General features: G+C 71.4%; 20 protein-coding genes and 1 tRNA gene. 11 read left to right on the forward strand and 10 right to left on the reverse strand.

Features of this window, described 5'->3' with window-relative positions; genetic code table 11:
• Positions 1 to 27: 27 nt before the first annotated feature.
• Entirely contained in the window at positions 28 to 558 is a 531-nt protein-coding gene (locus tag NKG98_RS06250; protein ID WP_254768802.1) for a DUF7097 family protein, read from the reverse strand.
• A 56-nt stretch (positions 559 to 614) separates the two neighbouring features.
• Positions 615 to 2333 carry a hydroxysqualene dehydroxylase gene (locus tag NKG98_RS06255; RefSeq protein WP_254768803.1) on the reverse strand — a complete coding sequence of 573 codons (1719 nt, stop codon included), beginning with the start codon at positions 2331 to 2333 and terminating at the stop codon, positions 615 to 617.
• Positions 2334 to 2552: 219 nt separating this feature from the next.
• On the opposite strand from NKG98_RS06255, the gene NKG98_RS06260 reads away from it, so the two are divergent.
• Positions 2553 to 2714, forward strand: a complete 162-nt coding sequence (locus tag NKG98_RS06260) for a hypothetical protein (RefSeq protein WP_254768804.1) — start codon at positions 2553 to 2555, stop codon at positions 2712 to 2714.
• A gap of 33 nt (positions 2715 to 2747) precedes the next feature.
• Positions 2748 to 3101, forward strand: coding sequence for a DUF192 domain-containing protein (locus tag NKG98_RS06265; protein ID WP_254768805.1), 354 nt, complete (start codon positions 2748 to 2750; stop codon positions 3099 to 3101).
• 4 nt (positions 3102 to 3105) lie between these two features.
• On the opposite strand, the gene hpt is transcribed toward NKG98_RS06265, so the two are convergent.
• On the reverse strand, positions 3106 to 3654 hold the full coding sequence (gene hpt, locus NKG98_RS06270) for a hypoxanthine/guanine phosphoribosyltransferase (RefSeq protein WP_254768806.1): 549 nt from the start codon (positions 3652 to 3654) through the stop codon (positions 3106 to 3108).
• Between the two features lie 220 nt (positions 3655 to 3874).
• Here hpt and NKG98_RS06275 point away from each other — a divergent pair, with 220 nt between their 5' ends.
• On the forward strand, positions 3875 to 5377 hold the full coding sequence (locus NKG98_RS06275) for a (R)-citramalate synthase (RefSeq protein WP_254768807.1): 1503 nt from the start codon (positions 3875 to 3877) through the stop codon (positions 5375 to 5377).
• 4 nt (positions 5378 to 5381) lie between these two features.
• Here the strand turns inward: NKG98_RS06275 and NKG98_RS06280 are convergent, their stop codons facing one another.
• Positions 5382 to 5576 (reverse strand): hypothetical protein, encoded by a 195-nt coding sequence (locus NKG98_RS06280; RefSeq protein ID WP_254768808.1) that lies wholly within the window; start codon positions 5574 to 5576, stop codon positions 5382 to 5384.
• 96 nt (positions 5577 to 5672) lie between these two features.
• On the opposite strand from NKG98_RS06280, the gene NKG98_RS06285 reads away from it, so the two are divergent.
• The gene (locus tag NKG98_RS06285) at positions 5673 to 5915 is read left to right on the forward strand and encodes a hypothetical protein (protein WP_254768809.1); all 243 of its coding nucleotides are present in this window, start codon (positions 5673 to 5675) and stop codon (positions 5913 to 5915) included.
• Positions 5916 to 5981: 66 nt separating this feature from the next.
• Here the strand turns inward: NKG98_RS06285 and NKG98_RS06290 are convergent.
• A tRNA-Ser gene (locus NKG98_RS06290) sits at positions 5982 to 6066 on the reverse strand.
• Between the two features lie 127 nt (positions 6067 to 6193).
• Between NKG98_RS06290 and NKG98_RS06295 the strand changes: the two genes are divergently transcribed.
• A complete protein-coding gene (locus NKG98_RS06295) occupies positions 6194 to 7144 on the forward strand; it encodes an AAA family ATPase (RefSeq protein WP_254768810.1) in 951 nt (316 codons plus the stop codon).
• Positions 7145 to 7177: 33 nt separating this feature from the next.
• Here NKG98_RS06295 and NKG98_RS06300 read toward each other — a convergent pair whose 3' ends face one another.
• The 4 genes from NKG98_RS06300 to NKG98_RS06315 all read right to left on the reverse strand — a co-directional run bounded on the left by NKG98_RS06300 (position 7178) and on the right by NKG98_RS06315 (position 15266).
• On the reverse strand, positions 7178 to 10999 hold the full coding sequence (locus NKG98_RS06300; RefSeq protein ID WP_254768811.1) for a glycoside hydrolase family 97 N-terminal domain-containing protein: 3822 nt from the start codon (positions 10997 to 10999) through the stop codon (positions 7178 to 7180).
• Between the two features lie 96 nt (positions 11000 to 11095).
• Positions 11096 to 13786, reverse strand: coding sequence for a phosphoenolpyruvate carboxylase (ppc, locus tag NKG98_RS06305; RefSeq protein WP_254768812.1), 2691 nt, complete (start codon positions 13784 to 13786; stop codon positions 11096 to 11098).
• A 116-nt stretch (positions 13787 to 13902) separates the two neighbouring features.
• The gene (locus NKG98_RS06310) at positions 13903 to 14226 is read right to left on the reverse strand and encodes a transcription factor S (RefSeq protein ID WP_254768813.1); all 324 of its coding nucleotides are present in this window, start codon (positions 14224 to 14226) and stop codon (positions 13903 to 13905) included.
• A gap of 62 nt (positions 14227 to 14288) precedes the next feature.
• On the reverse strand, positions 14289 to 15266 hold the full coding sequence (locus tag NKG98_RS06315; protein WP_254768814.1) for a beta-ribofuranosylaminobenzene 5'-phosphate synthase family protein: 978 nt from the start codon (positions 15264 to 15266) through the stop codon (positions 14289 to 14291).
• A 110-nt stretch (positions 15267 to 15376) separates the two neighbouring features.
• On the opposite strand from NKG98_RS06315, the gene yqeC reads away from it, so the two are divergent.
• The 5 genes from yqeC (at position 15377) to ilvD (ending at position 22712) form a co-directional block, all read left to right on the forward strand.
• Positions 15377 to 16120, forward strand: coding sequence for a selenium cofactor biosynthesis protein YqeC (gene yqeC / locus NKG98_RS06320; RefSeq protein ID WP_254768815.1), 744 nt, complete (start codon positions 15377 to 15379; stop codon positions 16118 to 16120).
• A gap of 43 nt (positions 16121 to 16163) precedes the next feature.
• Positions 16164 to 17999, forward strand: coding sequence for an aldehyde ferredoxin oxidoreductase family protein (locus NKG98_RS06325; RefSeq protein WP_254768816.1), 1836 nt, complete (start codon positions 16164 to 16166; stop codon positions 17997 to 17999).
• 117 nt (positions 18000 to 18116) lie between these two features.
• Positions 18117 to 20201 carry a formate dehydrogenase subunit alpha gene (fdhF, locus tag NKG98_RS06330; protein WP_254768817.1) on the forward strand — a complete coding sequence of 695 codons (2085 nt, stop codon included), beginning with the start codon at positions 18117 to 18119 and terminating at the stop codon, positions 20199 to 20201.
• Between the two features lie 43 nt (positions 20202 to 20244).
• On the forward strand, positions 20245 to 20880 hold the full coding sequence (gene mobA / locus NKG98_RS06335) for a molybdenum cofactor guanylyltransferase (protein WP_254768818.1): 636 nt from the start codon (positions 20245 to 20247) through the stop codon (positions 20878 to 20880).
• Between the two features lie 92 nt (positions 20881 to 20972).
• Positions 20973 to 22712, forward strand: coding sequence for a dihydroxy-acid dehydratase (ilvD, locus tag NKG98_RS06340; RefSeq protein ID WP_254768819.1), 1740 nt, complete (start codon positions 20973 to 20975; stop codon positions 22710 to 22712).
• 1 nt (position 22713) lies between these two features.
• On the opposite strand, the gene NKG98_RS06345 is transcribed toward ilvD, so the two are convergent.
• On the reverse strand, positions 22714 to 24252 hold the full coding sequence (locus tag NKG98_RS06345) for a TrkH family potassium uptake protein (protein ID WP_254768820.1): 1539 nt from the start codon (positions 24250 to 24252) through the stop codon (positions 22714 to 22716).
• Positions 24253 to 24783: 531 nt separating this feature from the next.
• On the opposite strand from NKG98_RS06345, the gene rdfA reads away from it, so the two are divergent.
• Entirely contained in the window at positions 24784 to 25392 is a 609-nt protein-coding gene (gene rdfA, locus NKG98_RS06350) for a rod-determining factor RdfA (RefSeq protein WP_254768821.1), read from the forward strand.
• The last annotated feature ends 23 nt before the right edge of the window (positions 25393 to 25415 follow it).

Consider the following 25415-nt stretch of genomic DNA (forward strand, 5'->3'; position numbering starts at 1 on the left):
CCGGCGACTCGCGCGGCGGAGCCGTCGTCAGCCGCCGTCGTCGCCGTAGCGGTCGGCGGCCGACTCGAAGCCCATCTCGTCGAGTTCGCGCCCGCGGCGCTCCTCGAGGGCGGCGACCGCCTCCGGGTCGGGGGCGACGTCGTCGGTGATCCGCGCCCACGAGTCGTGGACCTTGGCGTGACACCACCGGCAGAGGTAGACCGTGATCTCGTGGCCGAGGGTCTCGCCGTCGCTCGCGTACGAGAGGTGGTGTTCCTCGAGCAGCGGGCGCTCGTCCGAGTGGCCCATCCGGCGTTCTTCGAGGCCACAGCGGACGCACTCGCGGTCGCGGTTGCGCGAGCGAAAGTGCGGGCAGTCGGCCCACTCCCAGTCGGAGTCGGGGTCGACGACCGGACACGCGTAGTCGTCGGCGGCGCGCTCGCGGGCGAACGCGGGGTCGTGGCCGTAGTGATCGAACGCGTACCGGCACCGGCCCTCGCCGGTGAGGTGGTCGCAGACCCCGGCGAACTCGTAGGGGTCGTCGACGCCCACCGGGGTGCCGCGGGGCGTCTTCTCCATGTTCGACGGGGAAAGGTTAGACGGGTTCGGATTTGAATCCACCGTCGGCGCTCGACTCACTCCCGCAGGCCGAGCACCCGGGCGACGGTCGCGAACCCCGTCCGCGGCCCCTCGGTCGCCCGCCTGTACCCCCGCCAGAGGGCCGGCGCGGCCGCCCCGGGATGGGGCAGGCCGAGGCGCCAGTGGAGGGCGTCCTGTCGCCGCGCGGGTTCGAACGCCCGCGGCAGGTCGAACTCCCACAGCCCCGGTGCCGCCGAGGGGTGGCCCTCCCGTTCGAGGATCGCGGTGACGGCCCGCCGCGCCGCCTCGCTGGCCGCCTCCATGCTCGCGAGGTCGGTGTGCGTGTGGACGTAGTCGGCGGCGACGGCGAGGTTCGGGACGGCGACGTCCGCCGGCGGCCGGTACTGCAGGGTGCCGACGGTGTTGACCAGCAGGGGCTCGCGGTTGGTCAGCCGACCCGCCGCCTCGTCGTACGCCAGCGCGGGGTCGACGAACCACTCGAGCAGGTTCTCGTCCGCGAGCGCCGCGTCCGCCGGGCCGCCGTCGAGGTGGGCTTTCAGTTGCGCCCAGACCTCGGCGGCGAGTTCCTCGCGGGTGCACTCGCGGGCGGGTTTCTCGTAGACGATTCCGGGCCGGTCCCACTCGGAAATGATGACCGAGAGGACGCCGCCGACGGCGCCGTCGCCGTCGTAGCGGTCGAACTCCTCCCAGAACTGCCGCTGGGAGATCGAGGTCAGCGCCCACGGCGAGTCGTAGTAGACGCCGTGGCCCTCCACCGTCGGGACGTCCTCGGCGAGGTAGAACTGGACGCCGTTCATCCACGCGGTGTCGATCCGGTCGAGGTCGGCGAGCGAGGGGGCGGTGGCCGCGATCTCGGGCGTGACGAGGCGGCGCGCAGCCTCGACGGGGACCGCGAGGACGTAGTAGTCGGACTCGACGCGTTCCTCGCGGCCGCCGCGCTCGACGCGGACGCCCGAGACGCGCCCCTCGCGCTCGTCGAACTCGACGGCCGTCACGGTCGCGTTCGCGTGCAGCGTCGCGCCGAGGCGTTCGACGTGGGCGACCCAGGGGTCGATCCAGGCGTCGTTGGTCGGCCCGTTGAGCAGGCGGTCGGCGTGGACCGAGTCGTCGAACAGTCCGCGGAGCATCTGGAGGTAGATCCGTCCGATGGTGCGGGTGCTTGCCACCTCGGGGCGCATCGCGACCAGCGACTGGGTGACCCCGTAGGCGAGGAACTTCCGGTAGGTGTCGGACATCTCCGCGGCGTTGACGAACTCCCACCACGGGAGGCGCTCGTACTCCTCGTCGAAGCGCGCCTCGCAACTGGTCAGCAGCGTCAGCAGGCGGTCGACGAAGAACGCCGACTCGTCGGGGGGCACCTGCGCGCCGCCGAAGATCGAACCGAGTCGCTCGCGCCACCCGGCGAGCGACCGCGGGCGGTCGGTGACCATGACCCGCGAGTCGCCCGTCGTGACGGCCTGTAGCATCTGCGTCGTCCGGACGAGGTTGTCCGCGACGGTCCGGCCGGAGTCGTCCGCGAGCGGCGTCCGCTCCATCGTGTCGATCACGTGGCGGTAGAAGCCGGGGAAGAACCGGAAGCCGTGCTCGGCGGGCAGCGCCGCCCCGCCGTCGAGGCGGGGGCCGGGGAGACTTCGGGCCTTCCCGCCGAAGCGGGGGTTTCGCTCGTAGACGGTCACGTCGAAGCCGCGTTCGGCGAGTTCGTGGGCCGCGGTGAGGCCGGCGACGCCGCCGCCGAGGATCGTCACTCGTGTCATGGCTGAAAGCGGGGTCGCCCGCTCGTAGGAACGGGAAGGGCGCGGTCGACTTTACCTTTGGCCCTCACGGGGGTCGACACGGCCGGTCCGCCGGGGCTGACGATTGCTACGCGGGCCACCGTTCAGTAATATACACATGTCTAGTCGAGGTTAATTTAGCTCTTTTCCGTTCACAAAGTATTTACCGGGACGGGATCGACCGTCGATCGAACCTCTGGAATGGCGCTACTGGCCGAACTGCTCGCGCGGGTCGTCGGCGGCGACGAGAGCGACCCGAAGCGGGTTCACTACGAGTGTCGGCGGTGCGGGAAGACGCTCTCGGCACAGGACGGCGAGTGTCCGGCCTGCGAGTCGGGGGAGGTCGTCGGCATCGAACTGTGAACCTTTTTGCCCCGGCCTCACCGAGTCGGGCGCGTGCGACTCGTCCACGAATCGGCCGACGGGGCGGCGGTGATCGCGTCGAACGTCGAGACCGCCGACACGCTCCGGCGTCAGGGGCGCGGACTGATGTTCCGTCGGTCGCTCCCCGACGACTACGCGCTCGCGTTCCGCTTCGGGTCCGTCCGGAGCCGCGGCATCCACACGCTGTTCGTCCTCGTCCCCATCGACGTCGTCTGGGTCGCCGACGGCGAGGTCAGCCGCGTCGAACGGCTCCGGCCGTGGCGGGGACTCGCCCGCGCCCGCGCGGACCTGATCGTCGAACTGCCGGCGGGGGCGGCCGACGGCGTCGAGGCCGGCGACCGCCTCGTCCTCGACGACGGGGCGTGAACCGTCAGTCGACGACCTCGACGGCCCCGTCCTCGACGCGCACCCGCAGCAGACTCGTCACTTCGTGGGGCAACTCGCCGGGGTCGGCGTCGACCCGTTCGAGGACGACGACCACGTCCGCGACTTCGGCGCCGGCCTCCGCGAGGGCGGCCGAGACCGCCCGGATCGTGCTCCCCGAGGAGAGGACGTCGTCGACGAGGACGACGCGGTCGCCGGCCTCGACGCCGTTCAGGTGGAAGTCGCTCTCGCCGTAGCCCGTCCGCTGGTGGACCGCGACCTCGTCGGGGAAGCCGTAGGATCGCTTGCGGACGACGACGAACGGAACGTCGGTCGACAGCGAGAGCGCCGTCGCGTGGTGGACCCCCATCGCCTCGGGGGCGACCAGCAGGTCGACGCCGTCGAAGTCGATCCGCTCGCGGACGGCGTCGACGACCTCGCGCAGGATCGCCGGCTCGACCGGCGGCACCCCGTCGGTGACGCCGTGGACGAAGTAGTCGTAGCCGTCGCGGGAGACCACGGGGGCGTCCCGGAGGGAGCGCCTGAGCTGGTCCATACGCGCGCTTCCACGGCCCGGTAGTTGGCTCTTGGCCCGGCCCGCCGGCAATATTCCCCCGGACCGCCGGGGTTAACCCCCGTGCGGGGTACGGTGGGAATACACATGGCACGAGATACGCCCGCTGTGGAGGATAGGGGAAGTCGCCGCGAGGCGGCTGGCCGAGAAATTCTCCGGCGATGAAGTACCCCCCACTGCGGTAGACGCGACCGTCCCCGGCGTGGACGGCGATCGAACGGTTCGACTTCTCGATACGACGTTACGGGACGGCGAGCAAGCCCCGGGCGTCTCGCTCTCGCCCGACGAGAAGGTCGACGTCGCCCGCGCCCTCGACCGCGCCGGCGTCGCCGTCGTCGAGGCGGGCAGCGCCTGCACCGGCGCCGGCGAACGCGAGGCCATCTCGCGCGTGACCGACCTCGACCTCGACGCCCGCGTGACGAGTTTCTGTCGCGGGCTCCGGGACGACGTCGACCTCGCGCTCGACTGCGACGTCGACGGCGTCCACCTCGTCGTCCCGGCGAGCGACCGCCACGTCGAGGGGAAAGTCGGCACGACCCGCGAGGAGGTCCTCGAGACGACCGCCGACCTCGTCGCGTACGCGAAAGCCCACGACCTCTGGGTCGAGGTCATCGGCGAGGACGGCTCGCGGGCCGACCTCGACTACCTCGAAGCGGTGATGGAGACGGCGCTGGACGCCGGCGCCGACCGGGCCTGCTTCGCCGACACCGTCGGCCACGCGGGGCCCGAACGCACCCACGAGGCGGTCGCCCGACTCGCCGAACTGGGGCCGGTCAGCGCCCACACCCACGACGACCTCGGCCTGGGCGTCACGAACGCGCTGGCCGCGGTCTCGGCGGGTGCCGACCTCGTCCACTGCACCGTCAACGGTCTCGGCGAGCGCGCCGGCAACGTCGCCCTGGAGGAGGTCGCCATCGCGCTGGCACACGTCTACGGCGTCGAGACGGTCGCTCTCGAAGAGCTGTACGACCTCGCCCAACTGGTCTCGCGGTCGACGGGCGTCCCGCTGGCGCCGAACAAGGCCGTCGTCGGCGAGAACGCCTTCACCCACGAGAGCGGCATCCACACCGACGGCACGCTCAAGGACGACCGGATGTACGAGCCGTACCCGCCCGAGACGGTCGGCCGGGAGCGACGGCTCGCGCTCGGCAAGCACGCCGGCCGCGCCGGCGTCCGGGCCGCACTCGCCGAGCACGGCGTCGACGCCGACGACGACGAACTGGCCGAGATCGCCGCCCGGGTGACCGAACTCGGCGACCGCGGCCGCCGGGTCACCGACGCCGACCTGCTCGCGATCGCGGAGGACGTCACCGGCGACGACCGCGAGCGGACCGTCGACCTGCTCGGACTGACCGCGACCAGCGGCGGGCCGGTGCCGACCGCGAGCGTCCGGCTCTCGGTCGCCGGCGAGGAGCGCGTGGCGTCGGGGACCGGTTCGGGGCCCGTCGACGCCGCCGTCTCCGCCGTCCGCGAGGCGCTGGGGTCGGCGGCCGACGCCGACCTCGAATCCTACCACGTCGACGCCGTCTCCGGCGGCACCGACGCCGTCGTCACCGTCGAGGTGACGATGCACCGCGACGACCGCAGCGTCACCGTCGCCCGCAGCGAGGCGGACATCACCCGCGCCAGCGTGCAGGCGATGGTCGACGCGCTGGACCGGCTGGTCGACCCCGATCGGGAGGTCCCGGCGCCGGCGGACGACTGACCGGCTAGTCGAGCCCGTGGTCGAGGACGCCCCACGGGTCGACGGCGTAAACGATCGCGAGGAACGTCGCCAGCACGACGACGAACAGCCGCGCGACCTCGCCGGCGGTCGACGGCACCGCCGGTTCGAGCGTCAGCGCCATCACGCCCGCGACCGCGAGCCAGAGCGTCGCGACGATCGCCCGTCTTCGAGGTTCCATGTCCGGCCGTTCGCCCCCGCCCCCCATCAACCCGCCGAGTTTCGCCGCCCGATCGAGCGGGGAAGACTCACGTAGTCTCGGCTACTACTCTCGCCCATGACCGACTGGCTCCGCCTCGGCGGCGTCGCCCTGCTCGCGCTGCTCGCCCTCTGGCTCGCGTTCCGCCTCGTCGCCCTCCTGTTTGCGGTCGTCACGTGGGTGGTCGGGGCCGCCGTCTCGCTCGCCGTCCTCGCGGTCGTCCTCTACCTCGGCTACCTGCTGCTCAAACGACTGCTCGGCGGCTCTGGCGGCTCTGGGCCGCGCTCGCGGTCGAAGGGACGCGAGCGGATCTACGAGTAGTCGGCAGGCGCGGTGTTCGCGGACGGAGCACGCTACGCGGTGCTCGCGGCGTCGTTCGCGGAAAAGCGCCGAGAGGGAGATTTGAACTCCCGAGTCCGTGAGGACAGCAGATTTCGAATCTGCCGCCTTGGCCGGGCTAGGCTATCTCGGCTCACCCCAACCTATCCGGGTGACGATTTTATCGGTTTCGATTCGTCCGCCGCGTGCGAACCATCCACGTTCGTCGAACCTGACAGGCGAGCGGAAGAACTATGGGAGGGGGACGCGACCGGCCTCGCATGGACGTCACCCAGGCGAGCGAGGAGTGTGAGGCCGTCCTCGACGCGATCGGCGAGGCGGTCATCTGCGACCGCGAGTTCCTCGAAACCGTCCTCGTCGGCGTCGTCGGCCGCGGCCACGTCCTGCTGGAGGACGTGCCCGGGACGGGCAAGACGCTGACCGCCCGCAGCGTCGCGAACGCCCTCGGCCTGTCGTTCTCGCGCATCCAGTTTACCCCCGACCTGCTGCCCTCCGACGTCACCGGGACGCACGTGTTCAACGAGCGCGAGCGCGAGTTCGAGTTCAACGAGGGACCGATCTTCGCCAACATCGTGCTGGCCGACGAGATCAACCGCGCGCCGCCGAAGACCCAGGCCGCCCTCCTGGAGGCCATGGAGGAAGGACAGGTCACCACGGACGGCGAGACGCGCGAACTCCCGAAGCCGTTCTTCGTCATCGCCACCCAGAACCCCGTCGAACAGGAGGGGACGTTCCCGCTGCCGGAGGCGCAGGTCGACCGCTTCCTCGTCAAGACCTCGATGGGCTACCCCGACGAGGAAGGCGAGACGGAACTGCTGCGCCGGCGCGCCGGCCGCGAGGCGATGAGCCCCACCGTCGAGCGCGTGCTCGAATCGGACGCCGTGGCCGACCTCCGGCGGGTCCCCGAGACGATCACCGTCGACGAGGACCTGCTGGAGTACGTCGTCGCGCTGGTCCGCGAGACGCGCTCTGACGGCCGCGTCGAGGTCGGCGTCTCCCCGCGTGGCACCCAGCGGCTGTTCGAGGCCGCCCGCGCCTACGCGACGATCACCGGCCGCGAGTACGTCACCCCCGACGACATCAAGCGCGTCGCCCAGCCAGTGCTCGCCCACCGCCTCGTGCTCACGCCCGACGCGACGGTCAACGAGGTCCGGAAGTCACAGATCGTCGAGACCGTCCTCGAATCGGTGCCGGTGCCGACCGTCGAGTGAAGGCGACGGGATCGAGCGCCCGCCTCGTGTCCGCTACAGCGGCGTGAACGGCACCGCCGCGAGCGAGTCGGCGTCGTAGGCGAGCGCCTCGGACTGGTCGACGCCCGCTGGCGTCACGAGGTCGACGATCCGCGGGGCGTTCTCGACCGCGCCCTCCGTCGCGCCGCCGAAGACGAAGGCGCCGGCCTCGACCCGAACGGGGCGGAACGCGCCGAAGTCCTCGGAGCCGACGACCGGCAGCACCTCGGCGGCCTCGAAGTCGACGTCCGCGAGCAGGTCCTTCCCGACCGACGCGACGACGGTGTCGCCCTCGAAGTCGACGAACGTCTCCGGCGTCCCGAGGTCGGTCCCCTCGGCGTCGACGACCCCCGAGTCGAAGCCGTTGACGTCGATCCGGTAGTGCCACTCCTCTTCGAACTCGACGGTGACGTTCAGGTCGCCGAGTTCGGTCGTCCGGCCGCCCTCCAGCGAGGGGTCGCGCAGGTAGAGGACGAAGTAGTGTGGCGAGAACTCGCCGCCGAAGGCGTCGTAGAGGCTCTCGACCTCGAAACTGAACAGGTACGACGCCTCGTCCTCGTAGACGCCGACCGAGCGGAGGTCGAACGCGCCCTCCCGGAACGCGTCGTCGGTCGGGTAGACGTACTCGCCGGGGCCGTGGTCGTCGCCGCTCGGGTCGTCGAGTTCGGCGACGACGTCCCCCGGCGCGACGGTGACGGTCTCGGCGGCGAGGACGGCGCCGTCCTCGGGGTCGCGGACCGCGACCTCGTACGTGCCGAGGGAGTCGAGCGTGTAGCTCAGCGCGACCGTCTCGTCGGTCGCCCCCGGCGGTAGTCGGACGTTGTCGACGACGGCGAGGTCGCCGTCGACTTCGATCTCGACCGTGGTGCCGCCGACGTAGTCCCCGTCGTTCGAGCCGGTGGCCGTGACGAACCGCTCGCCCAGCCCGGGTTCGGCCTCGACGTCGAATTCGAGGTCCTGCTCCGGGCGCTCGTAGGCGGGCAGGTCGCGTCGCTCCCGTCCCCGCGCCGGGCGGAGGCGGACGGCGGTCCCGCCGCTGGGAGCCGTCGACGCGAGCAGCGTCGTCCCCGGGTCGACGACCGCCTCGTCGATCCTGACGGCTTCGAGGTCGGCGTCGACCCCGCCGCCGATGCCGTCGGAGTAGATCTCGGCGACGTACTTCGGCCCCTTCGGGCCGTTCCCCGGGGCGTCCCCGGACTCGCCGGCCGCGAGGAACTCGAGGGGGACGTCGATCGCACGCCCGCCCTCGTCGGTCATCGCGCCGACGTACCACTCCTCGCCGGCCCGTCTGGCGACGACCGTGTAGTCGCCGATCGCCGAGTCGACGACCCGCGTCTCGTCCCAGCCGGCCGCCGGGACGGCCTCGATGAAGTCGAACTCGGGTACCGTCTCGAAGTTCTCGTTTTCGGGCTCGTAGCCCTCGTACTCGGCCGGCAGGGGCGACGGCTCGCCGTGCTCGGTCACCGCAACGGCGTTTACGTTGAAGCCGCCGACGTCGCCCTCGAACCCGTCCGAGTCGTCGTAGCGCAGTTCGACGGCGACCTCGTTGTCGCTCGCGTCGAGTTCGATCTCGGTCGTGAACACGGCCCAGTCGTCCCAGTACTCCGTGAACTCGGGCGTGATCGTCTCGGTCGCCTCGTTCACCCGCAGGGTCGCCCGCGGGCCGCCGGCGTCGATCACGCGTTCGGCGTTGTCCCGTGGCGCGCTCGCGTAGCGCAGGTGGAGGTCGTAGGTACCCGCCTCCGGGACGTCGCGGACGACGAACGAGACCGACGACCCGCTCGGCGCCCGGTTGGGGTCGACCGCGACGTAGTTCGTCCCGAAGGCGTCGCGCCACTCGTCCTCGGTGACGAGGCCGTCGACGTCGCCGGCGGCGGCGTGGAGGACCTCGCCGACCGCGAACGTCTCGTCGACGTAGGCCTCGATCCGGTCGGCGATCATCTGGAGGCCGCTGAGATACGTCGGGTACATCGCGAGCTGTTTCGCCCGCGTCGTCTGGACCTGCCCGCCCCGGTCGTCGGTGAACGTGAGGTCGAAGATGCCGGGCTGGAAGCTCGTCGGCCCGGCGAGCATCCGCGTGAACGGGAGCGTGACGTGGTGGTCCCGGCCGAGGGTCGACGCGAGGTAGCCGAAGCCGTCGAACTCCTGTGCCCGCACGACCTCGCGGTTGGCCACGTTGGGGTAGGTGCGGATCTCACCGGTGGGCTTGATCCCCTCGTGGATCTCGAGCAGCTTGCGGTTCGTCGCGGCCGCCCGGATGACCAGCCGGTGGTGGTTGACCGCAAGCTGGTTGTGCTGGTTGTGCGTCGGCTCGCGCCCGTCGTCGGCCTCGTCGAGGCCGAGCCCCGGGTCGGAGACGTAGCCGTTCTTGATCGAGCGGACCCCGAGGTCCTCGTACTCGGCGAAGACGTCGTCCTCGGTGATCTGGCGCTCGTAGTTCGGGAGCGCCCCGGCCGTCTCGTTGTGCATCGTCATCTCGACCGGCGCGTCGAGGTCGCGCCCGAACGCGGTGACCTCGCGGACGTCGAAGTCCGGGTAGGAGTCGTCGACGCCGAACTCCATGCCGGTGCCGTCGCCGGGGAAGGTGTCCCAGCCCTCGTTCCAGCCCTCGACGAGTACGCTGTCGACGCCGTTCTCGCTCGCGAACGCCATGTACCGCTTGGCGCGCTCGGTCCGGGCGCCGTGGACGTAGCCGGCCGCTTCCTCGGGGCTGGCGAACGCCTCGTCCGGCAGGTACTCCCACTCGGCGGAGCCGGCGATCATCGTCCACCAGACGCCGACGTACTTCCGGGGCTCGATCCAGTCGACGTCCGGTTCGCCGTCGACGCTCGGGAACGCCGACTCGTCGAGCGGGTCCGCGAGCAGCGGGAGCAACTGCGACTCGATCAGGTCGCCCGGGCGCGTCCCGACCTGAATCGTCCGCCACGGCGTCGCGTGTGGCGTCGCGAGCGACGCCTTCGTCCCGTCGGGCAGCGGCGTGAGTTCGACGTCGAGCGTCGTCCCGCCGGCCGACCGGGGCGCGAGCGTCGCCGACGCGTAGTCGTCGAGGTTCGCCTCGTGGACGCTCAGGTAGACGCCGTCGTCGGTCCGCACCGTAAGCGGCGTGTGCGCGCCGTCGCGGACGGGCGTGCCGGTCGGCCGCGTCTCGCGGGTGCCGGCCGGAATCTCGCTCAGCGGCGTCTCCGCGTACTCCTGTTCGAACCGCGGGTTGACCACCTCGTTGCGAATCCACCACGCCGTGTAGTCGCCGGCGAACGCGAACGCGGTGTTCTCCGAGGTGAGCACGGCCCGGTCGGCGTTGCTCGCGAAGCCGTCGCCGAGGACGAACCGGAAGCCCAGACCGTCGTCGAAGACCCTGATCTCGAGGTTCGCCGACCGGCCGGGGCCCTCGGCCTCCGCCAGCCCGAGGGTCAGCGACTCGTAGTCGGCCGCGACCCGGTCGAACTCGCCCCAGACCGGCTCCCACGTCTCGGTCTCGGACGCGCTTTCGCTCCCGGTCACTTCGATCGGCGATCCGTCGGCGCCGTCGGCCGAGGCGCCGAACGGCGGCTGGTTCCGGAAGTCGAAGCCGAGCGTCGACGGCTCGACGCACGTCGTCCCCTCGCAGGTGACGGCGTACGTCGGCGTCCCGTCCGAGACGTCGACCGTCACCGCGAGCGAGCCGTCGGGCGAGGCGACGCGCTGGACGTCGCCGTCGGCGGCGTTCGTCACCCGTGCCGCCATCTCCGCCGGGACCGGCCGCGCGTAGGCGGCCGCCGCCAGCGCCGACGCCGCCCCACCGAGGAACCGGCGCCGGTTCGACCGTCCGAACGTGTGGTGTGATTGTTCGTCACACATGGTCGCCAACGGACCACGCGGCGACAGGTAAAACTAGCGGACGTTTCGATCGGCAAACGGGACGGCCGCCGGCGTCCCGGGAGTCGTGGACGGGACCTACCCGGTGTTTTTCATCCCGGCGGCGATGCCCTTCACCGTCAGCCGCAGGGTCCGCTCCTCGACGTCGGTGCGGTGGGTCCGCCCGAGCAGATGCGTCTGCAGCAGGTTCAGCGGGTCGACGTAAGGGTTGCGCCGTTCGAGGTTCTCCCCGAGCCAGTCGCGGGTGTGCAGCGTCTCGCGCTGGCCGATCGTCGTCACGAGGTCGACCGCGCGCTCGTACTCCTCGCTCACCCGCGGGAAGAACGCCTCGCGCAGGTCCTCGTCGGCGAGGTCGGCGTACTCCGCGGCGATTTCGAGTTCGGTCCGCGACAGCGAGAGCGCGGCGTTGTCGAGCGTCGTCCGGAAGAACGCCCACTCGTCGTACATCTCCTGGAGGGTCTCCACCGAGCCGTCGTCTTCGAGGTAGGCGTCGATCCCCTCGGCGATTGCGTACCAGCCGGGCAGGATGCACCGCGCCTGCGTCCACGAGAACACCCACGGGATCGCCCGCAGGTCCTCGACGGTGCGCTCGCCGCTGCGGGAGGCGGGCCGCGAGCCGAGGTCCAGGTTCTCGATGACCGTGATCGGCGTCGCCTGCTCGAAGTACTGGACGAACCCCTCCGACTCGAGGAGGTCGCGGTACTCCCGGCGGGCGGCGTCGGCCATCGTCTCCATCGCGTCGAGCCACTCGTCGGGGACGTTCTCGCGGGGCTGTTCGAGCGCGCGCTTTCGCGCCCGGAGCTGGGCGTTGAGCATCTGCTCGATGTTGCGCTCGGCGATCCGGGGGTTGCCGTACTTCTCCGAGATGGCCTCGCCCTGCTCGGTGAACTTCACCTGCCCCGTCACCGTCGAGTTCGGCAGCGCGAGCAGCGCCTCGTTCATCGGACCGCCGCCACGGGAGATCGAACCGCCGCGACCGTGGAACAGCCGCATCTTCACGTCGTGGTCCTCACAGATCTCCGCGAGGCGTCGCTGGTTCTTGTACAGCGACCAGTTGGCGGCGAGGAACCCGTTCTCCTTGTTCGAGTCGGAGTAACCCAGCATGATCTCCTGGGTCCGCCCGCGGGCTTCGAGCGCCTGCGCGTAGGCCTCGTTCTCGAACAGCGTCCCCATGATCCGCCGGGCGCCCGAGAGGGCGTACTCGGTTTCGAGCAGCGGGACGACGTCGATACCCGCGTGCTCGGGCAGCGAGACGATGCCCGACTGGTCGGCCAGGAAGAGCACCTCGAGGACGTGGCTTGGCTCCTCGGTCATCGAGATGCAGTAGGTGTCCACCGCGTGGACGCCGTACTCGGCCTGCCAGTCCGCGAGGCTGGCGAACAGCCGCAACACGCGCGCGGTCCCCTCCGAGAGGTCCTCGCGGTCTTCGAGGTCGATCACCGGTCCGTCCTGGAGGATCGCGTCGGTCAGCAACTCGACGCGCTCGTCCTCCGACAGGGACTTGTAGTCGACCCCCTGGCGCTCCAGCGTCTCGGCGATGGCGTCGGTGTGTTTCTGGCGGTGGTCGCGCAGGTCGAGGCTCGCCAGCGAGAAGCCGAACGTCGCCACCTGCCGGCGGAGGGGGTCGACGTGGGCCTCGACGACCGTCTCCGCGCCGTTCTCCCGGAGGCTCGCGGCGATGAGGTCGAGGTCGGCGAGCAGTTCCTCGACGCCGTCGTAGCCGCCGGGACGGACGTCGCCGACCCGTTCGAGGCGCTCGCGCATGAGCTTGAGCTTCTGGCGGTAGGGTTCGCCGGGGTAACGCTCCTCGGCCGTGCGGGCGCTGCCGGGCAGGCGCTCGCGGTCCGCCTCCAGCGAGGCCGCGAACTCGCCGCCGGCGTCGATCCGGCTACCGTCCTGACTCAGGACGCCCGAGAGGCGCTTGAGTTCGTCCCGGTACTTCTCGATGACGACCTCGCGCTGGCGCGCCAGGGTGTTCGCGGTCACCTCGGGCGTGACGAACGGGTTGCCGTCGCGGTCGCTGCCGGCCCACGAGCGGAACTCGAAGAGTTTGGGGACGTCCAGATTCGCGCCGACCTCGTCTTCGAGGGCGTCGGCCAGTTCGTCGTAGACCTCGCCGACGACGTCGAACAGCGTGTTCTCGAGGTACCACTGGACGTTGCGGGCCTCGTCCTCGGGTTCTGGCTGGCGTTTCCGTACCTGCGGGGTCTGCCAGAGGCTCGTCACCTCGGCGTCGACGTCGCGCCAGACCTGCTCGCTCTCCTTGTCGGTCAGCAGGCGCTCGTCGAGCGTCTCGAGGTGGGTCGCGACCGCCCGGAGTTTGGCCTTGACCGTCTTCCGGCGGGCCTCGGTCGGGTGGGCGGTGAACGTCGGCTCGATGAGGACGTCCTCCAGGATGCGCTCGACGGTCTCGGTGTCCTCCTCGGCGAGTTCCGCGGCGGCCTGTTCGAGGCTGTCCTCCAGGGTCCCCTCCTGTGAGTCCGCGCGGATCGACCGGACGCGCTCGCGCTCCTCGGCGAGGTTGATCAACTCGAAGTAGGTCGTGAACGCGCGCGCGACGATCCGCTGCTGGTGAGGCGAGAGCCCCTCGAGTTCGCGGGCGAGCGGTTCGCGCGAGTCGATGTCGCCGGAGCGGTAGTCGATGGCGGCGGTGCGACACGACTCGACGGTCTCGAACGCCCGTCGGGACGTCTGCTCTTCCAGTACGTCCCCGAGCAGCGCCCCGAGTTCGCGGACGTCCTGTCTGACTCCCCTGTTGTGCAGTCGCATATCACGTTCCTACGCGCCCGACCGCAAAAATCCCCGCACCGTACGAATGTTTGCCTGACTCATCGTCTTTCGTGAACGTTGCGGCGGTCCGACGGCGGAGTCGATGGAGGAAAACGTCAGCTGTACTCCCGCCAGCGGTAACCGCACTCGGTACACTTGAAAAAGCGCGTCGGCGGCTCGTCGGCGGAGGCGGTCTGCTTGATCGTGTACCACGCCTCGCCGTTCCCACACTCCTCACAGCGGACGTCGGAGGTGATGGGCTTGCCCTCGAAGTTCGCCCCCTCGTCGGACTCGATCACGTCGTCGAACGTCTGCGATTCCGTGGTGACGAACTCGGCTTCCGCCTCGCGGTCGCGGTCGATGGCGGCCCCGCAGTTCGTACAGACCATGCGGTCGCCGTCGGCTTTCATCATCGAGCCGCAGTCGTCACAGAACTGCATGCCCGCGCGTACGATCCGCGACCGCAAAAACGAACCGCCGTGCGCTCGTGTCTCGTGTCGGCTCACCCGCGCTCGCGTACGTCCGCGCCGGCGGACGCCGGCGCCGAGAGGAGTACCTCGCCGGCACAGCCGAGGTCGTCGAGCGCGTCGGCGGCGGCCGCCCGCGCCTCCGCGGCGTGGTCGGCGTCGGTGAGGCCGTAGACGACGGGGCCCCACGAGGACTGGCCGACGCCCGAGACGACCGGACACGCCGAGAGCGCCTCGACGAGTTCGCCCGCCGGCGGGCGGAACAGCCCGCCCTGCGCGTCGGCGTACCACGCGCCGTTCTTGCGGCCGATCTCGGCGGCCGCGGCGCCGAACGCCTCCAGCCGTCCCTCCGCGGCGGCGGGCAACAGTTTCCGGGTGAGCGCGCCCGCTATCTCGTCGGCGACGGCGGGGTCGGCGTCCTCGACGACCGCGCGCATGCTCGCGTCCTCGTCCTCGCCGCTGCGGCCGGGGTCGGCCTCGGGGACGACGACGAGGAAGCGCCACGACGAGGGCAGGTCGTGGCGGGCGACGACCGGCGGCACCGTCCAGTCGCCCTCTCGCGGGGGTTCCGTGGTGAACCGGCCGGTCGGGTGGCCCGCGTCGACGACGAACCCGCCGGCCTCGAAGGTGGCGACGCCGACGCCGCTGCGCCCGCCGCGACCCAGCGCCGGCGCGCGCTCGCGGGCCCGCGGGTCGCGGCCGTGGGCGCGTGCGGTCGCCGCCAGCACCGCCAGCGCGAGTTGCGTCCCCGAGCCGAGACCGACGTGGCGCGGGAGCCGCCGGTCGAGCGAGACCGCGACGCCCGGCACGTCGAGGCGGTCGACGGCGCGGGCCGCGTACTCGCGGGCGAGCGGGTCGTCGGCCTCGACGCCGTCGGCGGGGTCGGCGCGGACGGTCACCCGGGGCTCCTCGAGGCCGACGCCGATCCCGCCGTAGAGCCGTTCGCGCGCGAGCGAGAGGTTCTGGAAGCCGACGTGCAGCCGCGCGCCCGCGCTGACCGTGACCGTCGCCATGGGACGGCGTAGGGGAAGCCCCGGGAAGGGGATTTCGGCGGTGGCAACGACTGACGGCGCCGGGGTCGACGACCGCCGGCGTTTTGCCCCCGTCGGCCGTAGGCGCCGGCATGGACCTCGTGACGGCCCTCGGCGCCGACGCCGGGACGACCTGCGTCGTCGGCGCCGGCGGGAAGAAGACGACGCTGTACGAACTGGCCGGACGGCTCGACCGCGCCGTCGTCACCTCGACGGTCCGGATCCCGATCTTCGACGAGCACGTCGCCGAGGTGCGGGTCGCGGCCGACCCCGTCGCTGCGGTGGCCGACGCGGAGTCGTGGCCGCTGGGGCTGGTCCCGTCCCGGGACCGCGAGGACCGGTACGCGGGCTACGACCCGGCGACCGTGGACCGACTCGCCCGCGAGGGCGACGCCGAGCACGTCCTCGTCAAGGCCGACGGCGCGCGGACGCGCCTGCTGAAAGCCCCCGGCGACGCCGAACCGCAGGTGCCGCGGGCGGCCGACGCCGTGCTGGCGATCGCGAGCGTCGACGCCGTCGGCCGCCCGCTGGCGGCGGCACACGTCCACCGCCCGGAGCGCGTCGCGGCCGTCACCGGCCGGTCGCTCGGGGAGCCGATCGAACCCGCCGACGTCGCGGCCGTCCTGACCAGCCCCGAGGGCGGCCTGAAGGGCGTACCGGAGGGGGCGACCTACGTCCCCGTGCTCAACGCAGTCGACGACGACGCCGCCCGCGAGGTCGCCCTCGACGTGGCAGACCGGATCCGCGACGCCGACGCGGCGGCGGCCGGCCGCGTCTCGCGGGTCGTCCTCGCGAGCATGATCGCGCCGGAGCCGCTGGTCGCGGTCGTCGACTGAGTCGACCACAACCGCTTTTCGGCCTCGGGCCGACCGATCAGCCATGGGACGAGCGCCCGCGCCCTCGCCGGCGCCCGACGTCGTGCGAGTCGACCTCGGAGACGGCTCGGTCGCCCGCGAGCCGATCCCGGAGCGTCGGCGCCGGCGGTTCCTCGGCGGGAAGGGGCTTGCCGCCCGCTACCTCTACGACGACGTCGGGCCGGGCGTCGACCCGCTCGCGCCGGGGAACGCCCTCCTGTTCGCCCTCGGCCCGCTCTCCGGGCTCGTCCCCGGCGAGCCGCGGGTCGCGGTCGTCACGAAGTCGCCGCTGACCGGCGCGTTCCTCGACTCCTACTGCGGCGGGACGGTCGCCGCGCGCCTCCCCGGCGCGCTCGGGGCGACCGTGCTGTCGATCACCGGGCGGGCGCCGGAGCCGACGGCGCTCGTACTCGACGCGGGCGAGGTCCGCCTCCGGAGCGCGACCGACCTGTGGGGCGCGGACGCCCGGGCGACCGACGAGGCGTTCCCGGACGCCGCGGTGGCGTGTGTCGGCCCGGCCGGCGAGAACCGCGTCCGGTACGCGACGATCGCCGCCGACGGCGGCGACCACCACGCCGGCCGCGGGGGCGCCGGCGCGGTGATGGGGGCAAAGCGGCTCAAGGCGCTCGTCGTCCGCGGCCCGCCGCCGGACGAGCGCCTCGCGGACGCCCCCGCCGCCGTCCGCGAGTTGCGCGCGCGCACCCGCCGCCGGTTCGCCGAGTCGGAGACGGGCCGGTGGCTCGGCGCGAGCGGGACGATGGAGACGATCGACGCCGCGGACGAGGCGGGCGTGTTGCCGACCCGGGGCTGGCGACGCGGCTCGTTCGAGGGCGCCTCTGACCTCGGCATCGACGCCGTCCGGGAGGCGAGCGCGGGCCGCGAACGGCCCGCCGACTCGACGCCCGGCGACTTCCGGGTCGCGGGCCGGGACGGCGAAGTGGTCCCCCGCGGGGGGACGCCCATCGCCCTCGGGGCCGGCCTCGGCATCGGCGAGTTCGACGCCGTGGTCGAACTCGGGGAGCGTTGCGACCGTCTCGGCCTCGACGTGATCGGCGCCGGGAACGCCGTCGGGTGGGCGCTCCGTGCCGCCGAGGAGGGGTCGCTCGACCCCGCGCTCCTCGACGGCGTCGCGGACGGGGCGACCTTCGGCGACCCCGAGACGGCGCGGGCGCTGATCGACGCGGTCGCGACACGGGAGGGGCGCCTCGGCGACGCGCTGGCCGACGGCGTCGCGGCGGCCGCGGACCGCCTCGGCGCGGCCGACCTCGCGCCGACGATCAAGGGGATGAGCCTCGCCTCGTACGACCCGCGGGGCTCGCCGGCGATGGCGCTGGCGTTCGCCACGAGCGACCGCGGCGCCTGCCACCGGCGTGCCCGCCCGGTCTTCCGGGAGGCGGTCGACGGCCGCGGCTGGTCCGACGCCGAGCGGGTCGCGACCGTGCGGGCCGAGCAGGACCGCCGGTCGGTCCGCTGGTCGCTGGTCGTCGACGACTTCGTCGGCGAGGTACTCGACGACGACCTCGTCGCGGCGTGGCTCGCGGCGGTCGGGGTCGACCCCGACGGCGACCTGCGGACGGTCGGCGAGCGAGTGTGGACGCTCACGCGCCTCGTCAACGTCCGGGAGGGGTTCGACCGCGCGGACGACTCGCTGCCGGCGCTGCTCACCGACGGGCGCGAGGACGGGACCGGGCGCGGCCTCGACGGCGAGGCGTTCGACCGGCTGCTGTCGGCGTACTACGCGGCGCGAGGCTGGAGCGAGGACGGGATGCCGACGGCCTCGCTGCTCGACCGGCTGGGGCTCGGGTCGGTCGTCGACGCGGCGACGCCGGTCGCCCGCGACCGGCCGGCGCGGGACGGCTGACGGCGCCCGAACCGGAACGTCAAACCCGCGATTCTGACCGCCTCAACCAGTCTCCGAGCCGGAGACTACCCTCCGTCCGACCAAAGACTCATGACGCTATTGAACCGTCTAGTACGTATGGGAGCAGACGAGCGCGGCGTACACACGATCTGTCCGTACTGCGGTGTCGGCTGCGGGCTCACGCTCCAGCCGGGCGACGAGGACGGCGAAGTCTCGTTCGCGCCGTGGTTCGACGCGCCGGTCAACGAGGGCCCCCTCTGCGTCAAGGGGAGCACCGCGACCGAGGTCGTCGACCACGAGGATCGGCTCACCGAACCGCTGATCAGGGAGGGCGACGAGTTCCGCGAGGCGACGTGGGAGGAGGCCCTCGGGCGCGTCGTCGACGAACTCGACCGCGTCCGCGAGACGTACGGGCCCGACGCGGCGGGCTTTTTCGCCTCCTCGAAGGTGACCAACGAGGAGAGCTACCTCGTCCAGAAGCTCGCACGCCGGTACGGGACCAACAACGTCGACAACTGCGCGCGGCTCTGTCACGCCTCGACGGTGTACACCCTCCGGAACAGCCTCGGCGCCGGCGCGATGACGAACAGCATGCAGGACCTGCGCGACGACGCCGACGTCTTCTGGATTCAGGGGGCGAACCCCGCCGAGCAGCACGTCATCGCCCACAGCAAGTACTTCCGGGCGGCCGCACGCGACGGCGCGACCGTCGTGCAGGTCGACCCGCACGTGAACAAGACGAGCGACGACGCCGACCTGCACCTGCAGCTCAAACCCGGCACGGACATCCCCCTGCTGAACGTCGTCCTGAAGACGATCATCGACGAGGGGCTGTACGACGAGGAGTTCGTCGAGGAGCGGACGCGGGGGTTCGACCACCTGCAGGCGACGCTCGCAGACCTCGACGTCGAGGCGGCGGCCGAGACGTGCGAGGTCCCCCTCGAAAAGATCCGGGAGGCCGCACGCATCTACGCGGAGGCCGACAGCGCCGCCATCTTCACGGGCATGGGGATGAGCCAGCACACCTGCGGCGTCGACAACGTCCAGAACGAGGTGAACCTCGCGCTGATCACGGGCAACCTCGGCCGCCCCGGCACCGGGGTGAACCCGCTGCGGGGCCAGAACAACGTCCAGGGGACCAGCGACGTGGGCGCGCTGCCGAACGTGTTGCCGGGCTACCTCGACGTCGAGGACGACGAGGCGCGCGCGTCCGTCGAGGAGGTCTGGGACTTCGAGGTTCCGTCCGAACCGGGGATGACGAGCGTCGAGATTTCGAACGCGCTCGGCGAGGACGTCCACGCGCTGTACGTCGTCGGCGAGAACCCGGTGATGAGCGAACCCGACGCCACCGCGGTCGAGCGCCGCATGGAGGACCTCGAATTCCTCGTCGTCCAGGACATCTTCATGACCGAGACGGCCGAGTTCGCCGACGTCGTCCTCCCGGCGACGTCGTGGGCCGAACGCGGCGGGACGGTGACCAACACCGACCGCCGGGTCCAGCGGATGCGCCCCGCCACGACGGTCCCGGGCAACACCCGCCACGACCTCGACATCCTCCGTGCGGTCGGCACGCGGCTGTTCGGCGAGGGGTTCGACTTCGACGGCCCCGAGGCGGTCTTCGAGGAACTCAGGCAGGTCGCGCCGATCTACCACGGGATCACCTACGAGCGCCTCGGCCACGAGGGCCTGCAGTGGCCCTGCTACGACGAGGACGACGAGGGCGACCTCTACCTCTACGCCGACTCCTTCGACACCGAGGACGGCCGCGGCGTGATCCGGGGCGTACGCCACCAGGATCCCGCCGAGGTCGAGGACGAGGCGTTCCCGCTGCGGCTCACCACGGCCCGCATCGAGGAACACTACAACACCGGGACGATGAGCACGCGGTCGCCGACGCTCGTGCGCCGCACCTCCGAGAACTTCGTCGACATCCACCCCGCCGACGCCGCCGAACGGGGGATCGAGGACGGCGACTACGTCGCGGTGCGGACGCGCCGCGGCGAGATCGTTCTGGAGGCGAACGTCACCGAGGACATCGCTGAGGGGTCGATCTGGACGACGCCGCACTTCTCGGACGCTCGCGCGAACACCCTCACCAACGACGTGCTCGACCCGCTCGCGAAGATTCCGGAGTACAAGGCCGCGACGGCGGAGGTCGAGCCGATCGAGGGCGGCGAGGAGGCCGGCACGGCCGACGACTGAGAGAGGAACGCAGTTATATCGCGGGCGGCCGTACAGCCGCGCCGTGCCCACCCACCGATCGCTCGCGGGGGTCGTCCTCGCGGGCGGCTACTCGACCCGGTTCGGCGAGCGCGACAAGGCGGTCGCCGACCTCGCCGGCACGCCGATGATCCGCCGGGTCGTCGACCGCGTGGGCGAGGTGACCGACGCGGTCGTCGTCAACTGCCGCGAGGAGCAACGCGACCCGATCGCGGCGGCCCTGGACGGATGCGAGCCGACGGTCCGGTACGCGCTCGACCCGGTCCCCGACCGCGGCCCCGTCGCCGGCATCCGGACCGGCCTCTCGGCGACCGACCGGGAGTACGCCGCCGTCGTCGCCTGCGACATGCCGTTCGTCGACCCCGCGCTGCTCGACCGGCTGTTCGAGCGCGCCCGCGCGGCGGACGCCGACGCCGCGGTGGTTCGCCTCGACGACGGCTGGCTCCAGACCACGCAGGCCGTCTACCGGCGCGAGCCGATGCGGCGGGCCTGCGCGACGGCACTGGCCGAGGACGGGCGGATCGTGACGGCGCTCGCGGAGATCGACCCCGTCGTCCTCGAAGGCGACGACCTCGACGGTCTCGACGGCCGGACGTTCGAGAGCGTCGACACGGAGGCGGCCCTCGCCGAGGCGGAGGCCCGACTCGGGGCGGTCGAGTGAGCCGGCGGCCGAAGCCGTTCGGCCGATCCGGGATCGCCAGCAACGATTGACCCGGAGGGGTGACTTATGCCCCCCGGGGCCCACCTGCGACTATGAGCGAAGACAGCGAGTTCGACCACGGGAAGGACGAACGGTTGCCGAGCCGGGACGTGACCGAGGGGGCCGAGAAGGCCCCCCACCGGGCGATGTTCCGGGCGATGGGCTTCGACGACGAGGACCTCTCCTCGCCGATGATCGGCGTGGCCAACCCGGCCGCCGACGTCACCCCCTGTAACGTCCACCTCGACGACGTCGCCGAGGCGGCGATCGAGGGCACGGACGAGGCCGGCGGGATGCCCATCGAGTTCGGCACCATCACCATCTCCGACGCCATCTCGATGGGGACCGAGGGGATGAAAGCCTCGCTGATCTCCCGCGAGGTGATCGCCGACAGCGTCGAACTCGTCGCCTTCGGCGAGCGCGTCGACGGCCTCGTCACCGTCGCGGGCTGTGACAAGAACCTCCCCGGGATGATGATGGCCGCCATCCGGACCGACCTGCCCTCCGTCTTTCTCTACGGCGGGTCGATCATGCCGGGCCAGCACGAGGGCCGCGACGTCACCATCGTCCAGGTGTTCGAGGGCGTCGGCGCCTACGGGGCCGGCGAGATGGACGCCGAGGAACTCGACGAACTCGAACGAAACGCCTGCCCCGGCGCCGGTTCCTGTGGCGGGATGTTCACCGCGAACACGATGGCCTCCATCTCGGAGGCGCTGGGTCTCGCGCCGCTTGGCAGCGCCGCCCCGCCGGCCGAACACCACGAGCGTTACGCGGTCGCCCGCGAGGCCGGCGAACTCGCCGTCGAGGTCGTCGAGGCGCAGCGTCGCCCCTCCGATATTCTCTCCCGGCAGTCGTTCGAGAACGCCATCGCGCTCCAGACCGCCATCGGCGGCTCCACGAACGGCGTGCTCCACCTGCTGGCGCTCGCCCGCGAGGCCGGCGTCGACCTCGAAATCGAGGACTTCGACGAGGTCTCGAAGCGGACGCCGAAGATCGCCGACATGCAACCCGGCGGCGACAGCGTGATGAACGACCTCCACGAACTCGGCGGCGTGCCGATCGTGATCCGCCGTCTGCTCGACGCCGGCCTGTTCCACGGCGACGCGACGACCGTCACGGGTCGGACGATCGAGGAGGAACTCCGACACCTGGAGGAAGAACACGGGCTCCCGGACGACGACGAGATCGACGCCGACTTCCTCTATCCCGTCGACGACCCGAAAGAAGAGGAGGGCGCGATCAAGATCCTCTCGGGCAACCTCGCGCCCGACGGCGCGGTGCTCAAGGCCACCGGCGAGGACCAGTTCCACCACGAGGGGCCCGCGCGCATCTTCGAGAACGAGGAGGACGCGATGCGCTACGTACAGGAGGGGCACGTCGAGTCCGGCGACGTGATCGTCATCCGCAACGAGGGGCCCCGCGGCGGCCCCGGGATGCGCGAGATGCTCGGCGTCACCGCGGCCGTCGTCGGCGCCGGCCACGAGGACGACGTCGCGCTCGTCACCGACGGCCGCTTCTCGGGGGGGACCCGCGGGCCGATGATCGGCCACGTCGCCCCCGAGGCGTTCGTCGGCGGCCCCATCGGCCTGCTGGAGGACGGCGACGAGGTCACCGTCGACGTCCCCGAGCGTACCCTCGCGGTCGACCTCGACGAGGACGAACTCGCCGCGCGCCGCGAGGAGTGGGACCGGCCCGACCCGGCCTACGAGGGCGGCGTGCTCGCGAAGTACGGCCGCGACTTCGACTCGGCGGCCGACGGCGCCGTGACGAACCCTGGCGTCACGCGCGACTAGGCTATCGACGCCAGAAACCGCCGGTGAACAGCACGAGGACGGGGACGATTTCGAGGCGGCCGATCCACATCAGGAACACCATCAGCAGCTTCGACGTGCTCGGGAAGTCGTTGTAGTTCCCGAAGGGGCCGAGCGAGCCGAACCCCGGACCGATGTTGCCGATCGTGGCGAGGCTCGCGCTGATCGCTTCGAGGGTAGAGAGCGGGTAGCCGATCCGGGCGGCGTCGAGGGCGATGACCACGGTCGAGACGCCGAAGACGAGCAGGTACATGAAGGTGAAGCCGAGGACGCCGCGGATCGCCGTCTCGTCGACGACGTTGCCGGCGAGCCGGATCGGCTTGACCGCCTCCGGGTGGGCCGCGACGAACAGCTCCCGACGGAGGGTCTTGAGCACGATCACCCACCGGATCACCTTGACGCCGCCGCCGGTCGAGCCGGCGGAGCCGCCGACGAACATCGCGAACAGGAGCACGAGTTTGCCCGTCTCGCTCCACTCGACGAAGTTGCTGGTCGCGTAGCCGGTCGAGGTCAGCAGCGAGACGATCTGGAAGGCGGCCTGTCGCAGCGAGTTCTCCGTGACGCCGCCGGTCGTTCCGCCGAGGTCGCCAAGCGGGGGTGCCACGCCGCCGTAGAGCAACGCGGCGAGGATCGCGGTCAGGACGGCCATCGCGCCCGCGTAGCTGCGGAACTCGGTGTTCTGGACGATCCGGCGCGTCTCGCCGGAGAACAGGTACCAGAACAGCGCGAAGTTGGTCCCCGCGATCACCATGAAGGGGATGACCACCCACTGGACGGCCGCCGAGAACGCCGCGATGCTGTCGCCCTCCGGCGAGAACCCGCCGGTGGGGAGGGTCGTGAAGCCGTGGGCGACCGCGTTGTAGAAGGTCATGTTCTCCGCGAGTCCCGCGAGGTGGAGGCCGTAGAGCAGGAAGACGTAGAGGACGGTGAACCCGAAGTAGACGAGCCAGAGGATGCGGGCGGTTTCGGCGATCCGCGGCGTGAGCTTCTGCAGTTGTGGTCCCGGCGCCTCCGACTCGATCAACTGGGCGCCGTTGACCGCGAGTTCGGGCAGGATGGCGACCATCAGGACGATGATCCCCATGCCGCCGAGCCACTGGGTGAGCTGGCGCCACATGAGCAGGGCGTGGGAGTGGCGCTCGAACGAGATCTCCTCCATCACGGTCGCCCCGGTCGTCGTGAACCCGGACATCGACTCGAACAGGGCGTTGGCCGGGTCCCCCAGCGCGGATTCGGTCCCGTAGCCCGCCAGCAGGAAGGGGATCGCACCGACGAGCGCCACCGCGAACCACGCGAGCGCGACGAGTAACATCGCCTCGCGCGGTTGCAGGTCCGGCTCGCTCTCGAGGCGTTCGAGGGCGGCCCCGACCCCCACCGTCAGCACGATCGAGACGGCGAAGACGAGGACGTCCTCGCCGTAGACGAGACCGACGGCCAGCGGCACGAACAGGGTAAGCGAGAGGTACTTCAGGACGGTCCCCGTGAGGGCGACGCTGGCCCGCCAGTTCACGCGGACCCTCATCGGCCCCGCCTCCCGGTCTCCAGTCCCGACGTCATTCTTCGATGCATTCGGTGACTGCCTCGCGGTATGAATCCATCGACACGTACCGACCCGTCCGCCACGCGACCGCTGGGCCACCCTCGGCGCCACCGTTCGAATCCCTCTCCCAAATATAGGAATTTATAGAGTATGGGGGAATGGTAAGAATACATATACTACGAGCCAGAGTCGAGAGCGTCACGGATTCGAGCGGGAACCGCCCGGCTCGGCCGTCGGCTCGCGCCACGGCTGGCCTCGTCTCGTCGCTTTGCGGTCGTCTCGGTCGGCTACAGCCGACCGACTCGCTCCCTTCCTCTCGCCGCGGCGCGCCGGTGAGCGCCCGGTCCGATTCGATCCGGGGCCCGGCGGTCGTCGTCATATAAGTTCACAGCCATGATACGGTATCTGTAACGGACCTACGTCGGACCCGCCGGCCGACCCCGGCAGCGCCCCCCGCTCGCGGCGCGTCGCCGGTGCGAAACATTTGTAGCGGTCTCGTCTGTTTGAGTGGGTATGGCGGACGAATCGGGGCGACGGCGGCGCACGAAAGTCGAGCGGGTGATCGACGCGTACGACCTCGACGGGTGGGGCGAGCGACTCGAGGCCGCGTGGCTCGGCGAGGGGCGCGAGCGGACGAGTCTCCGGGACCTCGCGCGGGAGTTCAACCTCGCCGTGCTCCGGGCGGCGCTGCGCGAGGCCGGCGAGTCACCGATCGACGCGGACGTCGAGAGCACCTACCGGATCCTCACCGACGACGACGTCAGCCGATCGGACGAAGTGCGAAAGCGCCGCGAACTCGAACGCGCGGGCGTCGACGTCGACGGCGTCCTGTCGGACGTCGTCACCCACCAGGCGATCCACACCTACCTGACGGACGTCCGCGGGGCGGAACTCGACCGCGACGAGGAGGACCGACTCGACCGCAAGCGGGAGACGATCCAGCGCCTCGCGACCCGGACGCAGGTCGTCACCGCCTCGACGCTCGACGAACTCGTCCAGGCGGACCTGCTGACCGAGCGCAACTACGACGTCTTCGTCGACGTTCGGGCCGTCTGCGGTCGGTGCGGAACCGACTACGCCGTCGACGACCTCGTCGAGCGCGGCGGTTGCGACTGCGAGTGACCGCGGCCACCGCCCCCGGACGC

The organism is Salinilacihabitans rarus (genome assembly GCF_024296665.1).
Taxonomy (GTDB): Archaea; Halobacteriota; Halobacteria; order Halobacteriales; family Natrialbaceae; genus Salinilacihabitans; species Salinilacihabitans rarus.